Consider the following 14,868-nt stretch of genomic DNA (forward strand, 5'->3'; position numbering starts at 1 on the left):
ACACTCCGAGAGGCGAAGGACTCGCCGGCGGAGGGTTCCTACGGAAAGGTGGTGCTCTATGGGTGGAGGAAGTCGCTCTGCAGCCCGACAATAGGGCTCACAGAAAGGGGCTTCTCTATCACCGAAGCCCAAGCTAACCACCTCCACGGATGTATAAGCACCCAAACAAAGGTACTCAAATTCTGCCCTTCGAGCCCTTTCCGGCCCAGCGCACGGCTACCATATCGAGGCATAAGCGACTGATCGTCAATATAGCTCCCCTATATACCTCACCGAAGAGATACACAAGCCCTTCACCTTATAGCGAGTATTTTTCTTATCCAGCGGAAGGAAAAGTACCATTCTCGTGAAGAAAAAAGCGCCTTCACGTAGTGCTTTTCCTCTGCCTACGCACGTAGTCTTAAAGACCAGGCACGTCAGTCCAAATATCCACGTACGTAGATATTAGAGCCACGTACGTAGTCCAAAGTTATCTACCACTCGTCCATAACTTTTATCCCTACGCGGAGCAACAACCGAATATAGGTCACTGCACAATGCTATATAGCTTCGCACCGAAAGCTATATAGAAATTGTTCCAAAGCTATATAGCTTTCTTCACCATCCTATATAACTCTACCCATACGAAGCACACTCTAAAACCAGCAGATAAGGGGAGGCGAAAAGCAACCAGTACTGGTCATTCATCCGACCAGTACTACTACGCATCAGTGACCAGTACTGGTTCGCGCGCTGACCAGTACTACTCCGATCGGCGACCAGTACTGGTCACTTTTCACCCCTCGCAAAGGTGCATACACACGCACGCTACATAGGGTGCTCTTTTCTCGGCAGAAAAGCTCCTCCAGCGACTTCCCATATATACGATACCAGCATCAGGATGCGTTTTATCCGAGGCTGAATAATTGAAGAATATTTGCACATTCGTTAAATATCTCTAATTTTGCAGCTCGACTTCGGCATGTTGCCGTGGTCTCTAACATAGAAAGAAACGAATATGAAGAAGCTATTTTTTGCCGCCTTCGCTCTCGTTGCAGGCGTGCTCTCTGCTCAGGCTCAGACGGCCATCAACCCTCGTATCGAAGTAGGTGCTAACTTTGCTCGTGGTATCAGCAAGGTAGGTAGCGTCACCGCTGACTCTAAGGTCCGCACCGGCTTCCGCGCCAGCGTTGCTGCCGAAATCGAACTCGCTTCTGGTGTCTACCTCGCTCCTGGTGTAACGTTCCGTCAGGAAGGCTACAAGTATGACAACGGCAATGGCTACGGCCTCAACTACATCAGCGTACCCGTTGACCTCGGTATCCGCGTAGGTCTCGGCGACAACCTCGCTGTATCTGTAGAAGCTGGTCCTTCGTTCGCCTACGGTCTCTCTACCACGGGTAAGCTCGATGCCTTCAAGACTGGTGCTTACAAGCGCTTCGACATGGGCCTGAACGCTTCTGCTGCTATCGAATACAGCAAGGTTTACCTCCGTCTCGGTACCGATATCGGTCTGGTCAACGCTCTCAAGGACCCCATCGCTAACACCAGCTACAAGAACGCTTCGTTCTTCGCTGGCGTAGGTTACCGCTTCTAAGAGCGAGCCATCCGCTAAGGGCACCGGTCGCAAAAGACCTGGCCTAAATACACCTATCCCCACGTCAGTCCGCTGGCGTGGGGATAGGCTTTTTGAGGGAATAGGCTTTTTTTGTACCTTTGTATATACGCGATATGAAGCACATTTATCTTTAATCCTACGGCCCACTATACTCTGTCGCTATAGTGCCGTAATTCACCACACAAATAGACACGAATATGAAGAAGCTATTTTTCGCCGCCTTCGCTCTCGTTGCAGGCGTCCTCTCCGCTCAAGCTCAGACAGAAGTCCATCCTCGTATCGAAGTAGGCGCTAACTTCGCAAGTGGCGTCCATAAGGTAGTAGGTGCCACCCCCGAATCTAAAGTCCGCTTGGGCTTCCGCGCCGGCCTTGCTGCCGAAGTCGGGCTCGCCTCTGGCGTCTACCTCGCTCCTGGGGTGACGTTCCGCCAGGAAGGCTTCAAGTACATCTCTGAAGATGGCTACGGTCTCAACTACATCAGCGTACCCGTAGACCTCGGTATCCGCGTACCTTTCAGCGAGAACTTCGCTGTATCTGTCGAAGCTGGCCCCTACTTCGCCTACGGTCTCTCTACCACGGGTAAGCTCGATGCCTTCAAGGCCGGCATCTACAAGCGCTTCGATATGGGTCTGAACGCCTCTGCCGCTCTTGAATTCAGCAAGGTCTACCTCCGTGTCGGTACCGACATCGGTATGGTCAATGCCCTCAAGAACAACATCGCTAACACCAGCTATAAGAACGCTTCGTTCTTCGCCGGCGTAGGCCTCCGCTTCTAAGAGCGAGCCACCCGCTAAGGGTAGAGGTCGCTGAGACCTCGCCTAAATACATCTATCCCCACGTCAGTCCGCTGGCGTGGGGATAGGCTTTTTGTATATCTTTGTCGTTACCTACAAATGAATCATCCTAATATGGAGCATATTATCAGCAAGTTCATCTCCACTGCTGAGATCGGGGAGATGAAGCCTTTTGGCAATGGCCATATCAACGACACCTACGTAGTCTCTGACCGTGAAGGGACACCACGCTGGATCCTGCAGCGTGTGAACCACCTCGTCTTCCCCCGCATCGAAGTCCTGCAGCGCAATGTCGCTATCGTATCCGACACGATGCGTGAGCGCCTCGAAGCCGAAGGTGATCCCGAAGCAGAGCGTAAGTACCTCTACTTCTACCCCAACCTCGAGGAGCCCGAGAAGAACTACTACCACGACGGGGAGAACTACTGGCGCGTCTGCCGCTTCATCCCCGAGAGCATGAGCATGAGCGAGCTCACCCCCAAGGCCGCCCGCTATGCTGGTGCCGCCTTCGGTCAGTTCGAAGAAATCCTCTCCGTCATCCCCGAGGGTCGTCTTGGTGAGACCATTGAGAACTTCCACAGCATGCCCTTCCGCCTGCAGCAGCTCCGCGACGCTATCGCTCAGGATGCCGCTGGCCGCGTCGCCGAAGTGCAGGACATCCTCGCTGAGATCGACCGCCGTGCTGACTCGATGCTCCTCCAGGAGAAGCTCTACGCTGAGGGCAAGCTCCCCAAGCGCACCATCCACTGCGACACGAAGGTCGACAACGTCCTCTTCGATAAGTCGGGTGCTGTACTCTGCGTCGTCGACTGGGATACCGTCATGCCAGGCTTCATCCTCAGCGACGTGGGTGACTTCATCCGTACGGGCGTGAACTTCGCTCCCGAAGATGAAGCAGACCTCTCGAAGATCGGCGTGAACATGGAGATATACAAGGCCTTCGTCGAGGGCTACCTCTCCACAGCGGGTAAGTTCCTCACGCCCACCGAGCGTAGCCTCATCGCCTACGGTGGTCGCCTGATGACCTATATGCAGACGGTGCGCTTCCTCGTCGACTACCTCAACGGAGACACCTACTTCAAGATCCACTCTCCCAAGCACAACCTCCAGCGCACACGCGCTCAGCTCCGCTACCTCGAGTGCCTCGAGGAGAAGGCAGCCGAGATGGAGGCCCTGCTGCAGTAAGCCCCCCCCTATATATTATAATGTATAGAGCCACCCAGAGCCCCGCACTCCCAGCGAGCTGCAGGGCTCTGGGTGGGGCGTGTCAGGTTGCATGAAAAGTCGTATCTTTGCCCCACTGATATAGCGGAATAACCAACAACAAATAAGATAAATACGTATGTCACATCACGAGCTCCCAGAGCACGACGCCCTCGACACCATCGATGAGAAGGTACTGAAGGGTGAACTCTTCTTCGAGCGCCACGGCAAGAAGATCATCATCGCAGTAGCGGCTGTCGTCATCGTCGCTCTCGGCATCTTCGCTTACCACCGCTTCGTCCAAGTCCCTAAGGCTGAGAAGGCTACCGCACAGATGTTCGTAGCTGAAGACAGCTTCATCGCTGGGCAGGACAGCCTCGCCCTCAAGGGTCAGGGTGCTGGTGCGCCAGGCTTCGAAGCTATCGCCAAGAACTTCTCCGGTACGGACGCAGCGAACCTCGCTCACGCCTATAGCGGTATCTGCCTCTATGACCAGGGTAAGTATCAGGAAGCACTGGCTGAGCTGAAGAAGTTCTCCGCTGATGAGACCGTCGTCGCTCCCTCGGTACAGCGCATGATCGGTGACTGCCTCGTACAGCTCGGCAAGCTCGAAGAAGCTGTCAAGAGCTACGAAGCTGCTGCTAAGGCTGCTTCCAGCGATGCGATCTCTCCCAGCTGCCTCATCAAGGCTGGTCACGTCTACGAGAAGCTCGGCAAGTACGACAAGGCTATCGCCCTCTACAACGAGGTCAAGACGAAGTACTACACCACCCCCGAAGCAGAAAGCGTAGAGGCTGACCTCCTGCGTGCTCAGGCTCAGGGCAAGTAGTCCGCTCGCACATAGACTATGTCTACGATAGACCATATCCAATCCCTCCACTACAGCCCCGTCCCCTCTGGGGAAGGGCTACACATCGGCATCGCTGTAGCGGAGTGGAACAACAACATCACTGAACCCCTGCTCGAGGGCGCTCTCGAAGTGCTCCGCAAGCAAGAGGTAAAGAAGATCACGGTCTTCCGTGTACCAGGGGCCTTCGAGCTCGTCAACGCTTCGGCTCGCTTGCTGAACGACGGTGTGGATGCCGTCATCGCTATCGGCTGTGTCGTCCGTGGGGATACCCCTCACTTCGACTACATCTGTCAGGGTGTGACCTTCGGCATATCCCAGCTGAACATGACTATCACTGGCTTCCGCACGACTCCTGCACCCGTCATCTTCGGCGTCCTGACGACCGAAACGATGGAGCAGGCTGAGGAGCGAGCAGGCGGTCGCTTGGGCAACAAGGGAGCCGAAGCAGCGGAGACCGCACTGAAGATGTGCCGTCCCATTTGCACAGTTCAGAAATAGTTTGTACCTTTGCACTGCAAAGAACAGGTAAGGGCAGTTACCAGAGTGGCCAAATGGGGCTGACTGTAACTCAGCTGGCTTACGCCTTCGGTGGTTCGAATCCATCACTGCCCACTCCTTTCCGTCATCAGGAATGCGGAAGTAGCTCAGTTGATAGAGCATTAGCCTTCCAAGCTAAGGGTCGCGGGTTTGAGCCCCGTCTTCCGCTCTACGCTGACTAAGCAAGCTATAAGATGCGCGTCTCTCTGAGATGCGCATCTTGCTTTTTATACCGCCCCGAGCACAGGACTCGGCGCCACAGGCTTGTGTATGTGAGAGGAATTTAGTTACTTTGCAAGCGCAAACCACACAGGGTTCCTTGGCCGAGTGGTTAGGCACCGGTCTGCAAAACCGTTTACGGCGGTTCGATTCCGCCAGGAACCTCAGAAGTAGAGCTCCGCTATCCGACAGGATGGCGGAGCTCTCTGCTTTTAGCCGCAGGGCATACGGGCGGTGGGGTCGGGGCTTTTTGCTTATCTTTGACTTTTGAGATCGTGCCCACTCTGGGCGCATCTTCTCTCCATGTACATTATTATATAGAAATACAGATACTCATCTCACATGAAGCGACTATCCGCATGTACCCTTGCGCTATGTGCCGCCCTCAGCCACCAGCTACAGGCCCAGCGCTCTGAGCTCCTCCTCGAGAAGGGGTGGCGCTTCACCCGCCAGGACCAGGCTTCCTTCTCCACCCCCGACTACAACGACAGCAAGTGGAGCCGTGTCACCGTCCCCCACGACTGGGCGATCTACGGGCCCTTTAGCTTTGAGAACGACAAGCAGCATCTGGCTATCGCACAGGATGGTCAGAAGGAAGCTATGGAGCATGCTGGTCGTACCGGTGGCCTTCCCTTCGTAGGGGTTGGCTGGTACCGCCGCAGCTTGGACATCCCTCAAGACCTCGGTGACCGCCGTGTCTTCCTCCGCTTCGATGGCGCGATGAGCCACGCCCGCGTCTACGTCAACGGCAAGGAGGTCGGCTACTGGCCCTATGGCTACAACACGTTTGCCTTCGACATCACCCCATACGTTCGTCCCGGCGCAAGCAACACGCTTGCTGTCCGCCTGGAGAACAAGCACGAGAGCAGCCGCTGGTACCCTGGCGCAGGGCTCTACCGCAACGTGCACCTCACCATCACCTCCCCCGTCTACGTCCCTCTCTGGGGCACACAGATCCAGACCCCCACAGCCAAGGCAAGCCACGCCTATGTGGATGTCCGTACACGCATCGCAGGGATGAGCTCGCTCGCTGGCCGTCCTCTGCAGGTGACGACCCAGCTCCTCTCCCCTGCTGGCAAGGTCGTCGCACAGTGCGAAGAGGAGATCCAGAGCTCTAGTGCTGAACACCTCTGCCATACGGGCTTCGAGCTCCAGAGCCCCCAGCTCTGGGACATCGACCAGCCTCACCTCTACAAGTATGTCGTCGAGCTAAGCGATGGCGGACGTGTACTCGACCGCGATACCACGACCTTCGGTATCCGCTCCATCGAGCTGAAGGCGGGCGAAGGCTTCTTCCTCAACGGCCGTAAGCTGAAGTTCCAAGGCGCTTGCCTCCACCACGACCTTGGCCCTCTCGGTGCCGCTGTCAACGAGGCTGCTATGCGCCGCCAGATCCGCCAGATGCAGGACATGGGCGTCAATGCCATCCGCACCTCACACAACATGCCCGCACCTGAGTTCGTCCGTCTCTGCGACGAGATGGGTATGCCTCTGATGGCCGAGAGCTTCGACTCATGGGCCCAGCCCAAGGTGCCCAACGGCTACAACCTGGACTTCAACGAGTGGCATGAGCGTGACCTCACGAACCTCATCCACCAGTTCCGCAACAGCCCCTCGGTCATCATGTGGAGCATCGGGAACGAAGTCCCCGAGCAGCCCAGCCTCGAAGGTGCTAAGCTCGCCTACCGCCTGCAGGAGATCTGCCACCGCGAAGACCCCACGCGCCCCGTCACCAACGGCATGGACAATCCCCTCGGCGTGCTGAAGAGCGGTATGGCTGGTACCCTTGATATCCCGGGCTTCAACTACCGTCCCTTCCTCTACGACACCGCACACAAGGTCCTGCCGCAGGGCTTCCTCCTCGGCTCCGAGACCTGCTCCACGGTGAGCTCGCGCGGTGTGTATAAGTTCCCCGTCGTACGCAAGAGCATGGCGAAGTACCCCGACCATCAGTCTTCGGGCTACGACGTCGAGCACTGCGGCTGGAGCAACCTCCCCGAGGATGACTTCATCCGTCAGGATGACCTCAGCTGGAGCATGGGCGAATTCATCTGGACGGGTATCGATTACCTCGGTGAGCCTACCCCCTACTACAGCGAATGGCCCAGCCACTCCTCGCTCTTCGGTGCTATCGACCTGGCAGGTATCCCCAAGGATCGCTTCTATCTCTACCGCAGCCACTGGAACAAGGACGCTGAGACGCTTCACATCCTCCCCCACTGGACGTGGCCTGGGCGCGAAGGCCAGGTAACCCCCATCTTCGTGTACACCAACCACCCCGAGGCTGAGCTCTTCATCAACGGCAAGAGCCAGGGTCGCCAGAAGAAGGATACCAGCATCACCATCGACGCTACGGAGAACAAGGAGAGCCAAGAGGCCTTCACCCGCCAGAAGCGCTACCGCCTGATGTGGATGGACACGAAATACGAGCCAGGTGAAGTCAAGGTCGTTGCCTACGACAAGTCTGGTAAGGCTGTCGCCGAGCAGGTCGTCCGCACCGCTGGTCGTCCCCATCACCTTGAGCTCATCGCTGACCGCACGAGCATCACTGCCGACGGCAAGGATATCGCCTTCGTCACGGTACGTGTCGTAGACAAGGACGGCAACCTCATCCCTGATGACGCACGCCTCCTGCAGTTCAAGGTCACGGGCGCAGGCTCCTTCCGCGCTGCGGCGTCGGGCAATCCCGCCTCACTCGATGCCTTCCACCTGCCCCAGCACCACGCCTTCAGTGGTCAGCTCGTAGCCCTCGTACAGAGCGGTGAGAAGGCTGGCGAAGCTATCCTCTCCGTCTCAGCGAAGGGTCTGCCCACGGCTAAGATCCGCATCCAAGTCACGAAGTAGCCACCCGTCGTGTCGCTACAGCTCGACTTCATACACCATATCCTCTCGCTGCAGGAGACCTATCGGGGCACATCCCCCGATAGGATCCTCCTCGGCAAAGGATCACTCTCTCGCGAGGAGCGCACTGCGCTTGCCCTGCAGCTGACGGCAGAGTCAGCCCTCCGAAGGAAGCTCCCCAGCTGGCACACGGCTGGGGTTTTCCTTCCCTCATCACTGACGCTGGAGCAGTGCTCGAGCGAAGAAGCCGCCCGCTATAAGGCACGCTTCGCCACGCCTACCGACCGCCTCATCGATCTTACGGGGGGCTTCGGCGTGGACTTCTGGGCACTCACGAGCGTCACGGGGCAAGGGGTCTACGTCGAGCGACAGGCCGATCTCGTCGCAGCAGCACGTGCGAACCTCCCTCGCCTACTCCCCGAGGCAAAGCTAAGCCTCATCCACGGCGAGTCGATCCCTCAGCTACGGGAGCTCATCACCACGCACCAGCCTACCCTCATCTACCTCGATCCCGCCCGCAGAGAGGGCGAGGACACGACGCGTAGAGTCTACGCCATCGAGGACTGCGAGCCCAGCCTACACACGCTCCTCCCCGAGCTTCACACCCTTTATCATGAGCTCTCCCTCCCCTTCCCCCGCCTTCTCGTCAAGCTCTCCCCGATGCTTGATGTGGTGCATACGCTCCGCTCGGTCGCTGGCGTGCGGGAGCTACACGTCGTCTCCGTGCGTGGCGAAGCCAAGGAGCTTCTCCTCCTCATCGACCTCGCTGAGGCTACGAGCGAAGCGAAGCCCGAGGCGGTGACCTTCGTCGCTCAAGACCTCCATCCCACACAGCCTACACCCGCTTTCATCCTCCCCGAAGCCCTACACTACGAGGAGAGCGCCCAGCTACGCTATGCCGTGAGCCCACGCGCCTACCTCTTCGAGCCTCACGCGGCCCTGATGAAGACGGGGCTCTACCGCAGTATCGGCGCCGTCTACGGCCTCGAAGCCCTGCACCTCAATAGCCACCTCTACACGGCAGACACGCTGCCCGAAGTGCCCTTCCCTGGGCGCGTCTTCGCTATCGAGGCGGTCTATCCCTTCGCTTCGTCCCAGCTCAAGGCACTCGGACGAGAGATCGGTGCAGCGCAGATCACCTGCCGTAACTTCCCCCTGCGCCCCGAAGCCCTGCGCGCTAAGCTCCGCATCAAGGACAGCGCTGAGCAGACCCTCTTCGGCACGACAGCCTCCGACGGTTCGCACGTACTCATCCGCTGCCGCCGCGTCTAAGGCGCCACGACAGCACGCAAAAGGCCTCACGCCCCACGACTACTCCGAGGAGAGTCGTGGGGCGTGAGGCCGTTTGCTTAGGGGGAGCGAGAGCCTTAGAGGCGCTCGATATCCTTGAAGTAGTTGTACGTACCGACCTTGAGCTCGATGCAGGCAGCTTCGTCACAAACGATGATGCCCTTGGGGTGGAGCTGCAGAGCGGTGATCGTCCACATCTGGTTCACACAGCCTTCGACAGCCTGCTGCAGGGCACGAGCCTTGCCGTGACCGTTAACGAGGATCAGCACCTCACGGGCAGCCATGACGGTACCGACCCCGACGGTGAGGGCCGTCTTAGGCACCTTGTTCACGTCGCCATCGAAGAAGCGGCTGTTGGCGATGATGGTATCGGTGGTGAGGGTCTTCATACGGGTGCGTGAGGAGAGCGAAGAGCCTGGCTCATTGAAGGCGATGTGCCCGTCGGGACCAATACCGCCGAGGAAGAGGTCGATACCACCAGCGGCGAGGATCGCTTCCTCGTAGGCTGCGCACTCGGCCTCGAGGTCGGTGGCATTACCATTGAGGATGTGTACGTTCTCCTTCTTGATGTCGATGTGGCTGAAGAAGTTCTTCCACATAAAGGTGTGGTAGCTCTCGGGATGATCCTGGGGGATACCTACGTACTCATCCATGTTGAAGGTGACGACGTGCTCGAAGGATACACGCCCGGCCTGATGAGCAGCCACCAGGGCACGATACATGCCGAGGGGCGAGGAGCCTGTGGGCAGACCAAGTACGAAGGGCTTAGCAGCCGTAGGAGCGGCAGCATTGATCTTCTGGACTACATAGTCCGCTGCCCACTGGGAGATGCCCACATAGTCGGGCTGGATGATTAGACGCATGCGATCTGTGTTTAGAAATTTGATGGATTGATATGCAAATTGGAATTAGGGGGGGGACTAAGCCTTGAGGCGCTCGGCCATCTGCGTGCCGAGGTCCCAAGCTGCGCCGATGACGGAGGGAAGGTCCGCCATCTTCAGCTCGAAGCCCTCACCGACAGCCTCCCACTTCATCTCTTCGGCGAAGGGACGGAGGCGCTTGAGGGCTGCGGGAGCCCACGCATAGGAGCCAAAGGCCGCATAGATGCGGTCCTTGACGTCGCGGATGCGGATGAGGTTCATGAGGTTCTCTATGGGAGAGAAGAGCTCACCGCAGTAGGTGGGGCTACCGATGATGAGGCCACGGTAGCGGAAGACATCACGCAGGATGACCGAGGGGTCGCTCTTGGTGACGTTGTGACAGACGATGGACTTCACGCCTGAGGCAGCGAGGCTCTGCGCGAGGATGTCGGCCAGCTGCTCGGTATTGCCGTACATCGAGCCGTAGAGGATGACGACCCCCTCCTCGGTCTCGTTACTCGAGAGGCGGTCGTAGAGACGGCGTGCATCAGCGAAGCCCTCACGCGTCCAGACGACGCCGTGCGAGGGGCATACATACTCGATATCGAGGCCCTGCTTGTCGATATTGGCCAGCGCCTTCTTGACGAAGGGGCCGTACTTACCGACGACGCAGGCGTAGTAGCGCACCATCTCATCGAGGTAGGACTGGCGGTCGGTGAGGTGGCTATCGAAGATATGACCACTCAGCGCACCGAAGGAGCCGAAGGCATCAGCAGAGAAGAGGAGGCGGTTGGACTGCTCATAGGTGAACATCACCTCAGGCCAGTGTACCATAGGAGCCATCAGGAAGGAGAACTCATGGCTACCGATACGCAGCGCATCGCCACTCTTGACCTCGTGGAGGCCTGTCGTGATGCCATGGAAACCACTGAGCATATCGAAGGTCTTCTTGTTCCCCACGATCTGCATATCGGGGTAGCGCTGACGCAGGAGACCGATCGAGCCACCATGGTCAGGCTCCATGTGGTTGATGATCAGATAATCCACGGGACGGCCCTGCAGGATGAGGTCGAGCTTGTGGAAGAAGATATCCGAGTAGCAGACGTCGACCGTATCGATGAGGGTCGTCTTCTCGTCTACGATGAGATAGGCGTTGTAAGCCACGCCCGAGGGGATCGACCAGACGTTCTCAAAGCGCTCTTTCATGCGGTCGTTCACGCCGACGTAGTAGACGGAGTCAGTGATCTGAGGTACTTGGTACATAGTCCGTAGTGTAGTGATAGGGTGTAGTAGTATGGATAAGACAAGGAAGGGGCGCTCCCCCGCAGTCGTCAGGACTCGGGGAGCGCCTCTATGTTGTTAGCTTTTCTTTTTGTCTAAGGGCTCAGGGCTGAGCGGATGGCGGTAGGCGTAGACGATGAGTGCGATGCCTGCCACGACGAAGGGGATGCTAAGCAGTTGCCCCATATTGATACCGTAGCTGGCGACCATATTGACCTCCCAAGCCTCCTGCACGTTCTTGATGCTCTCGACGATGAAGCGGAAGCCGAAGACGCCCGTCAGGAAGTAGCCGAGGATGAGGCCCGAGTAGCGGCGAGCAGCGTCACGCACCCAGTAGAGGTACATACACAGGGCAAAGACGAGGAGGTAAGCCAGCGCTTCGTAGATCTGTGTCGGGTGGCAGGCGGGGATCGCCATACCGCGCTCAGCGTAGCCAGCGAACTCCGAGGCGCGAGGGAAAATGAAGCCCCAAGGCGCATCGGTCGGGCGGCCGAAGATCTCGCTATTCATCAGATTCCCCATACGGATGAGTGCCGCAGCCAGCCCCGTGGGGACAGCCAGACGGTCGAGCGTCCAGAGGATGGACTTCTTCGTCACACGGCGCGAGTAGATCCATACGGCGAGGATGATCCCGATGGTCCCCCCGTGGCTCGCCAAGCCACCTTCCCATACCTTGAGGATATCCCCAGGGTGGGCGAGGTAGTAGGAGGGATTGTAGAAGAGGACGTGCCCCAGTCGCGCCCCGATGACGGTGCCGAGGACGACATAGATATAGAGGGAGTTCATCCACGCCTCCGGCAGGCGCTCACGCTTCCAGATACGCTCCTCGATCATCGGGCCGAGGATGAGGAGCCCGAGGGCGAAGAGGAGGCCGTACCAGCGGATACCGCGGCCGAAGATATCTATGATGACGGGATCGACGTCCCAAGTGATGGCACTAAGCATAGGCTAAAGGGCTTGAGAGAGAGGGGAAATGATGGATTAGCAGAGCTTGCCGATCCAGTGCTCGCGCTCACCAGGGAGCAGGTCGATGACTGGGATCTCCTGCATCGTGTAGCAGCCAGGAGCCAGACGGCGCGTAGCACGTGCTACGGCGACGAGGATCTGAGCGGTGAGAGCGGGGTTATTGATCTTCATGTTGAACTCGAGGAGCTGATTCTGCGTGGTGCCCGAGACGCCCTTGCGAGTCATGTGTACGCCGTGGCCCATGTCGATGAGCTGATCGACGTCATCGACGACGGTGACGTGCGTCTCGTCATGGACGAAGTACGCATCCGACTTGATCGCCTGGATGACCTCCTCGGCCTTGTAGCCAGGCTCCAGCTCGATGTAGACCATACGGCGGTGGATACCCGTGCCCGTGGGGATCGTCATCGAGAGGGCCTTGTGCACCCCTGCGACGGCCTTCACGGCGACGGTGTGACCCATGCTCATGCCTGGGCCGAAGTTGGTATAGGTGATCCCCTTGGGGACGATAGCCTCCATCAGCGTGCGGACGACCGAGTCACTCCCTGGGTCCCAGCCCGAGGCGATGACGGAGACGGCACCGTGAGCACGAGCGGTCTCGCCGAGGTTCTTACGCAGCTGCAGGATATCGGTGTGGATATCGAAGCTGTCGACCGTGTGGATGCCCAGTGGGAGGATCTGCTGAGCGGTGGCCTCTACCAGACGCGTAGGGGTACAGAGGATAGCTACATCGACGTCCTCCAGCTCCTCGATGCGGCTGACGACGCGGTAGGGACGGAGTTCGTAGGGGACATTCGAGGGGTCACGACGCACGACACCTGCGATCTCAAAGTCGGGTGCAGCCTCGAGGGCTTCGATGGTATAGCGGCCGATGTTCCCGTAGCCGACGACAGCGGCACGTAGCTTCTTTATCTCTGACATATTTCTTCTGCTTTTTTAGGTGAGTAAATGATTGGTAGATCTATTATAACTACAAAGATACGAAAACCACCCTATGCCCTGACTCCTCACTCCACGACGACAGACCACCCTCCCATAGGGGTGCGACGAGGGAGCCATACAGCCCCCTTCCGAGGAGCTATACCAGGTAGTCCTCCAAGGGAGCAGAGGAAAAGGCGCGAAGTAGCACGGCACTTCTCTGGAGCGCTGCGAGAACTTCTCCCAAAGCACTACACCTATTCCGCTGTCTACGCACGTGGATTTTAGGGCTAGGCACGTAAATCCTATCATCTCGGCACGTAGTCTTTAAGTCCTCGCACGTAGACGAAAGAATAGGCGTAGTACTTTGCAACTTTTCCCCTACTCCTCCGCAACTTTTTCTCGCTTGCTTCAAGCCAATTACAGCATCACTTCTCCCCTCACAGCCGTATCAAAGGGAGGGCTTTCTCCGCCACACCACAGACCCCGCCGAAAGGCGAGAATCCACACCTCCACCCTATCCCCCATCGTTTGCGTGAGAAAAATCTCTACCTTCGCTCTCAGACGATACACTACTTCCCTTTCCTGAAGGCGCTATGAGGTCACCCACCAGAAGGACCATGAGAAGCAAGCACCGCCTGCCGTTAACAAGTCATACGAACACCCAATCCCTACGGCACACACCGATGGGACTATGCACCCTAAGGCGACCTCACCACCAACCCTAATAGTACTCAATCCTATGAGAAAGCTCGTACTCCCTATGACTAACTTCAAGAGATTAGCTGGAGTGCTCCTCGCTACGTCTGTAGTAGCGACCTCCGCAGCAGCTCAAGAGCCACAGAAGCCTACCCTGACGACCGAGATCGGTCTCTCCACCGTGTGGAACACGGGGATGAATGTCTCTCCCTTCGGCTTAAAGTATCAGTCCGAATACTTTGGCTTACGTCCCGCCCTACATGCACAAGTCCTCCTACAGTACAAGCCAGGGGAGGCCATCGGCTTAGAAGCACAGGGCTTGCAGTGGCGCAGGTCACTCGCTGACTTATCCGCAGAGACGCGTATCCAGCAGAGCTATGTGGGGCTGGCTTGGGCGAAGGTAAGCCCACTCAATAGGCAGAGCTTCCTCCTGCGAAATAGTCTCAGCGTGGGCGTCACCTACACCCACGGATTAGCACAAGCATGGGGGAGCCGCGCTGAGACCAAGGCGAATGCCTGGGGGATAGGGCTCACCTACCGCCTGACACTGGGCTACCGCCTATCGCAGTATCATGCTATCGGCTTGCAGGTAGGGCTGAGCACCTATAGCACCTTCGGCTGGCGAGGGACATTTAGCCCCGATGCCTACACAGGGAGCATCCTCGGGAAGAATACGAATGTCGGGGTCTATCCCAGCGTAGGCCTTGTCTTCACCAACCCATTAGGGCGATAGGCGTACACCCACACCGATCCGTCCTCCACTTGATCCCGTGAGGGGGTATGCTTGGCTCGTCAGCTATAGCATACCCCCTC

The 14,868-nt window shown here is 57.8% G+C and carries 12 protein-coding genes and 3 tRNA genes; 11 read left to right on the forward strand and 4 right to left on the reverse strand.

Annotated features, from left to right (window positions below; all coding sequences use genetic code 11):
• Positions 1-997 precede the first annotated feature (997 nt).
• The 10 genes from IEX77_RS03625 to IEX77_RS03670 all read left to right on the forward strand — a co-directional run bounded on the left by IEX77_RS03625 (position 998) and on the right by IEX77_RS03670 (position 9,313).
• On the forward strand, positions 998-1,576 hold the full coding sequence (locus tag IEX77_RS03625; protein ID WP_188807772.1) for an outer membrane beta-barrel protein: 579 nt from the start codon (positions 998-1,000) through the stop codon (positions 1,574-1,576).
• A 218-nt stretch (positions 1,577-1,794) separates the two neighbouring features.
• Entirely contained in the window at positions 1,795-2,373 is a 579-nt protein-coding gene (locus IEX77_RS03630) for an outer membrane beta-barrel protein (RefSeq protein WP_188807773.1), read from the forward strand.
• 117 nt (positions 2,374-2,490) lie between these two features.
• Entirely contained in the window at positions 2,491-3,576 is a 1,086-nt protein-coding gene (locus tag IEX77_RS03635; protein WP_229770787.1) for a phosphotransferase enzyme family protein, read from the forward strand.
• 157 nt (positions 3,577-3,733) lie between these two features.
• Positions 3,734-4,423: a tetratricopeptide repeat protein gene (locus IEX77_RS03640; RefSeq protein WP_188807774.1), complete on the forward strand. Its 690-nt coding sequence runs from the start codon at positions 3,734-3,736 to the stop codon at positions 4,421-4,423.
• Positions 4,424-4,441: 18 nt separating this feature from the next.
• Positions 4,442-4,942, forward strand: coding sequence for a 6,7-dimethyl-8-ribityllumazine synthase (gene ribH / locus IEX77_RS03645; protein WP_044115112.1), 501 nt, complete (start codon positions 4,442-4,444; stop codon positions 4,940-4,942).
• Positions 4,943-4,973: 31 nt separating this feature from the next.
• Positions 4,974-5,056, forward strand: a tRNA-Tyr gene (locus tag IEX77_RS03650).
• A 21-nt stretch (positions 5,057-5,077) separates the two neighbouring features.
• Positions 5,078-5,150, forward strand: a tRNA-Gly gene (locus IEX77_RS03655).
• A gap of 144 nt (positions 5,151-5,294) precedes the next feature.
• A tRNA-Cys gene (locus IEX77_RS03660) sits at positions 5,295-5,365 on the forward strand.
• 177 nt (positions 5,366-5,542) lie between these two features.
• Complete coding sequence (locus tag IEX77_RS03665; RefSeq protein WP_188807775.1) at positions 5,543-8,044, forward strand: glycoside hydrolase family 2 TIM barrel-domain containing protein; 2,502 nt, start codon at positions 5,543-5,545, stop codon at positions 8,042-8,044.
• A gap of 9 nt (positions 8,045-8,053) precedes the next feature.
• Positions 8,054-9,313, forward strand: coding sequence for a THUMP-like domain-containing protein (locus tag IEX77_RS03670; RefSeq protein ID WP_188807776.1), 1,260 nt, complete (start codon positions 8,054-8,056; stop codon positions 9,311-9,313).
• Between the two features lie 95 nt (positions 9,314-9,408).
• On the opposite strand, the gene nagB is transcribed toward IEX77_RS03670, so the two are convergent.
• The 4 genes from nagB to IEX77_RS03690 form a co-directional block, all read right to left on the reverse strand.
• Positions 9,409-10,194 carry a glucosamine-6-phosphate deaminase gene (nagB, locus tag IEX77_RS03675; protein ID WP_188807777.1) on the reverse strand — a complete coding sequence of 262 codons (786 nt, stop codon included), beginning with the start codon at positions 10,192-10,194 and terminating at the stop codon, positions 9,409-9,411.
• 57 nt (positions 10,195-10,251) lie between these two features.
• On the reverse strand, positions 10,252-11,454 hold the full coding sequence (locus tag IEX77_RS03680; protein ID WP_188807778.1) for an FprA family A-type flavoprotein: 1,203 nt from the start codon (positions 11,452-11,454) through the stop codon (positions 10,252-10,254).
• 96 nt (positions 11,455-11,550) lie between these two features.
• A complete protein-coding gene (gene lgt, locus IEX77_RS03685) occupies positions 11,551-12,417 on the reverse strand; it encodes a prolipoprotein diacylglyceryl transferase (RefSeq protein ID WP_188807779.1) in 867 nt (288 codons plus the stop codon).
• Positions 12,418-12,453: 36 nt separating this feature from the next.
• Entirely contained in the window at positions 12,454-13,350 is an 897-nt protein-coding gene (locus IEX77_RS03690; protein ID WP_188808017.1) for a diaminopimelate dehydrogenase, read from the reverse strand.
• A gap of 748 nt (positions 13,351-14,098) precedes the next feature.
• Here IEX77_RS03690 and IEX77_RS03695 point away from each other — a divergent pair.
• On the forward strand, positions 14,099-14,788 hold the full coding sequence (locus IEX77_RS03695; protein WP_188807780.1) for a hypothetical protein: 690 nt from the start codon (positions 14,099-14,101) through the stop codon (positions 14,786-14,788).
• Positions 14,789-14,868: the final 80 nt, after the last annotated feature.

Source organism: Porphyromonas pasteri (genome assembly GCF_014647755.1).
Classification (GTDB): domain Bacteria; phylum Bacteroidota; class Bacteroidia; order Bacteroidales; family Porphyromonadaceae; genus Porphyromonas; species Porphyromonas pasteri.

Bases quoted from the DNA above. Each gene is read 5' to 3' on its own strand.
- IEX77_RS03625 (WP_188807772.1), top strand. From the start codon at position 998: ATGAAGAAGCTATTTTTTGCCGCCTTCGCTCTCGTTGCAGGCGTGCTC.
- IEX77_RS03630 (WP_188807773.1), top strand. From the start codon at position 1,795: ATGAAGAAGCTATTTTTCGCCGCCTTCGCTCTCGTTGCAGGCGTCCTC.
- IEX77_RS03635 (WP_229770787.1), top strand. From the start codon at position 2,491: ATGAATCATCCTAATATGGAGCATATTATCAGCAAGTTCATCTCCACT.
- IEX77_RS03640 (WP_188807774.1), top strand. From the start codon at position 3,734: ATGTCACATCACGAGCTCCCAGAGCACGACGCCCTCGACACCATCGAT.
- ribH (WP_044115112.1), top strand. From the start codon at position 4,442: ATGTCTACGATAGACCATATCCAATCCCTCCACTACAGCCCCGTCCCC.
- IEX77_RS03665 (WP_188807775.1), top strand. From the start codon at position 5,543: ATGAAGCGACTATCCGCATGTACCCTTGCGCTATGTGCCGCCCTCAGC.
- nagB (WP_188807777.1), bottom strand. From the start codon at position 10,194: ATGCGTCTAATCATCCAGCCCGACTATGTGGGCATCTCCCAGTGGGCA.
- IEX77_RS03680 (WP_188807778.1), bottom strand. From the start codon at position 11,454: ATGTACCAAGTACCTCAGATCACTGACTCCGTCTACTACGTCGGCGTG.
- lgt (WP_188807779.1), bottom strand. From the start codon at position 12,417: ATGCTTAGTGCCATCACTTGGGACGTCGATCCCGTCATCATAGATATC.
- IEX77_RS03695 (WP_188807780.1), top strand. From the start codon at position 14,099: ATGAGAAAGCTCGTACTCCCTATGACTAACTTCAAGAGATTAGCTGGA.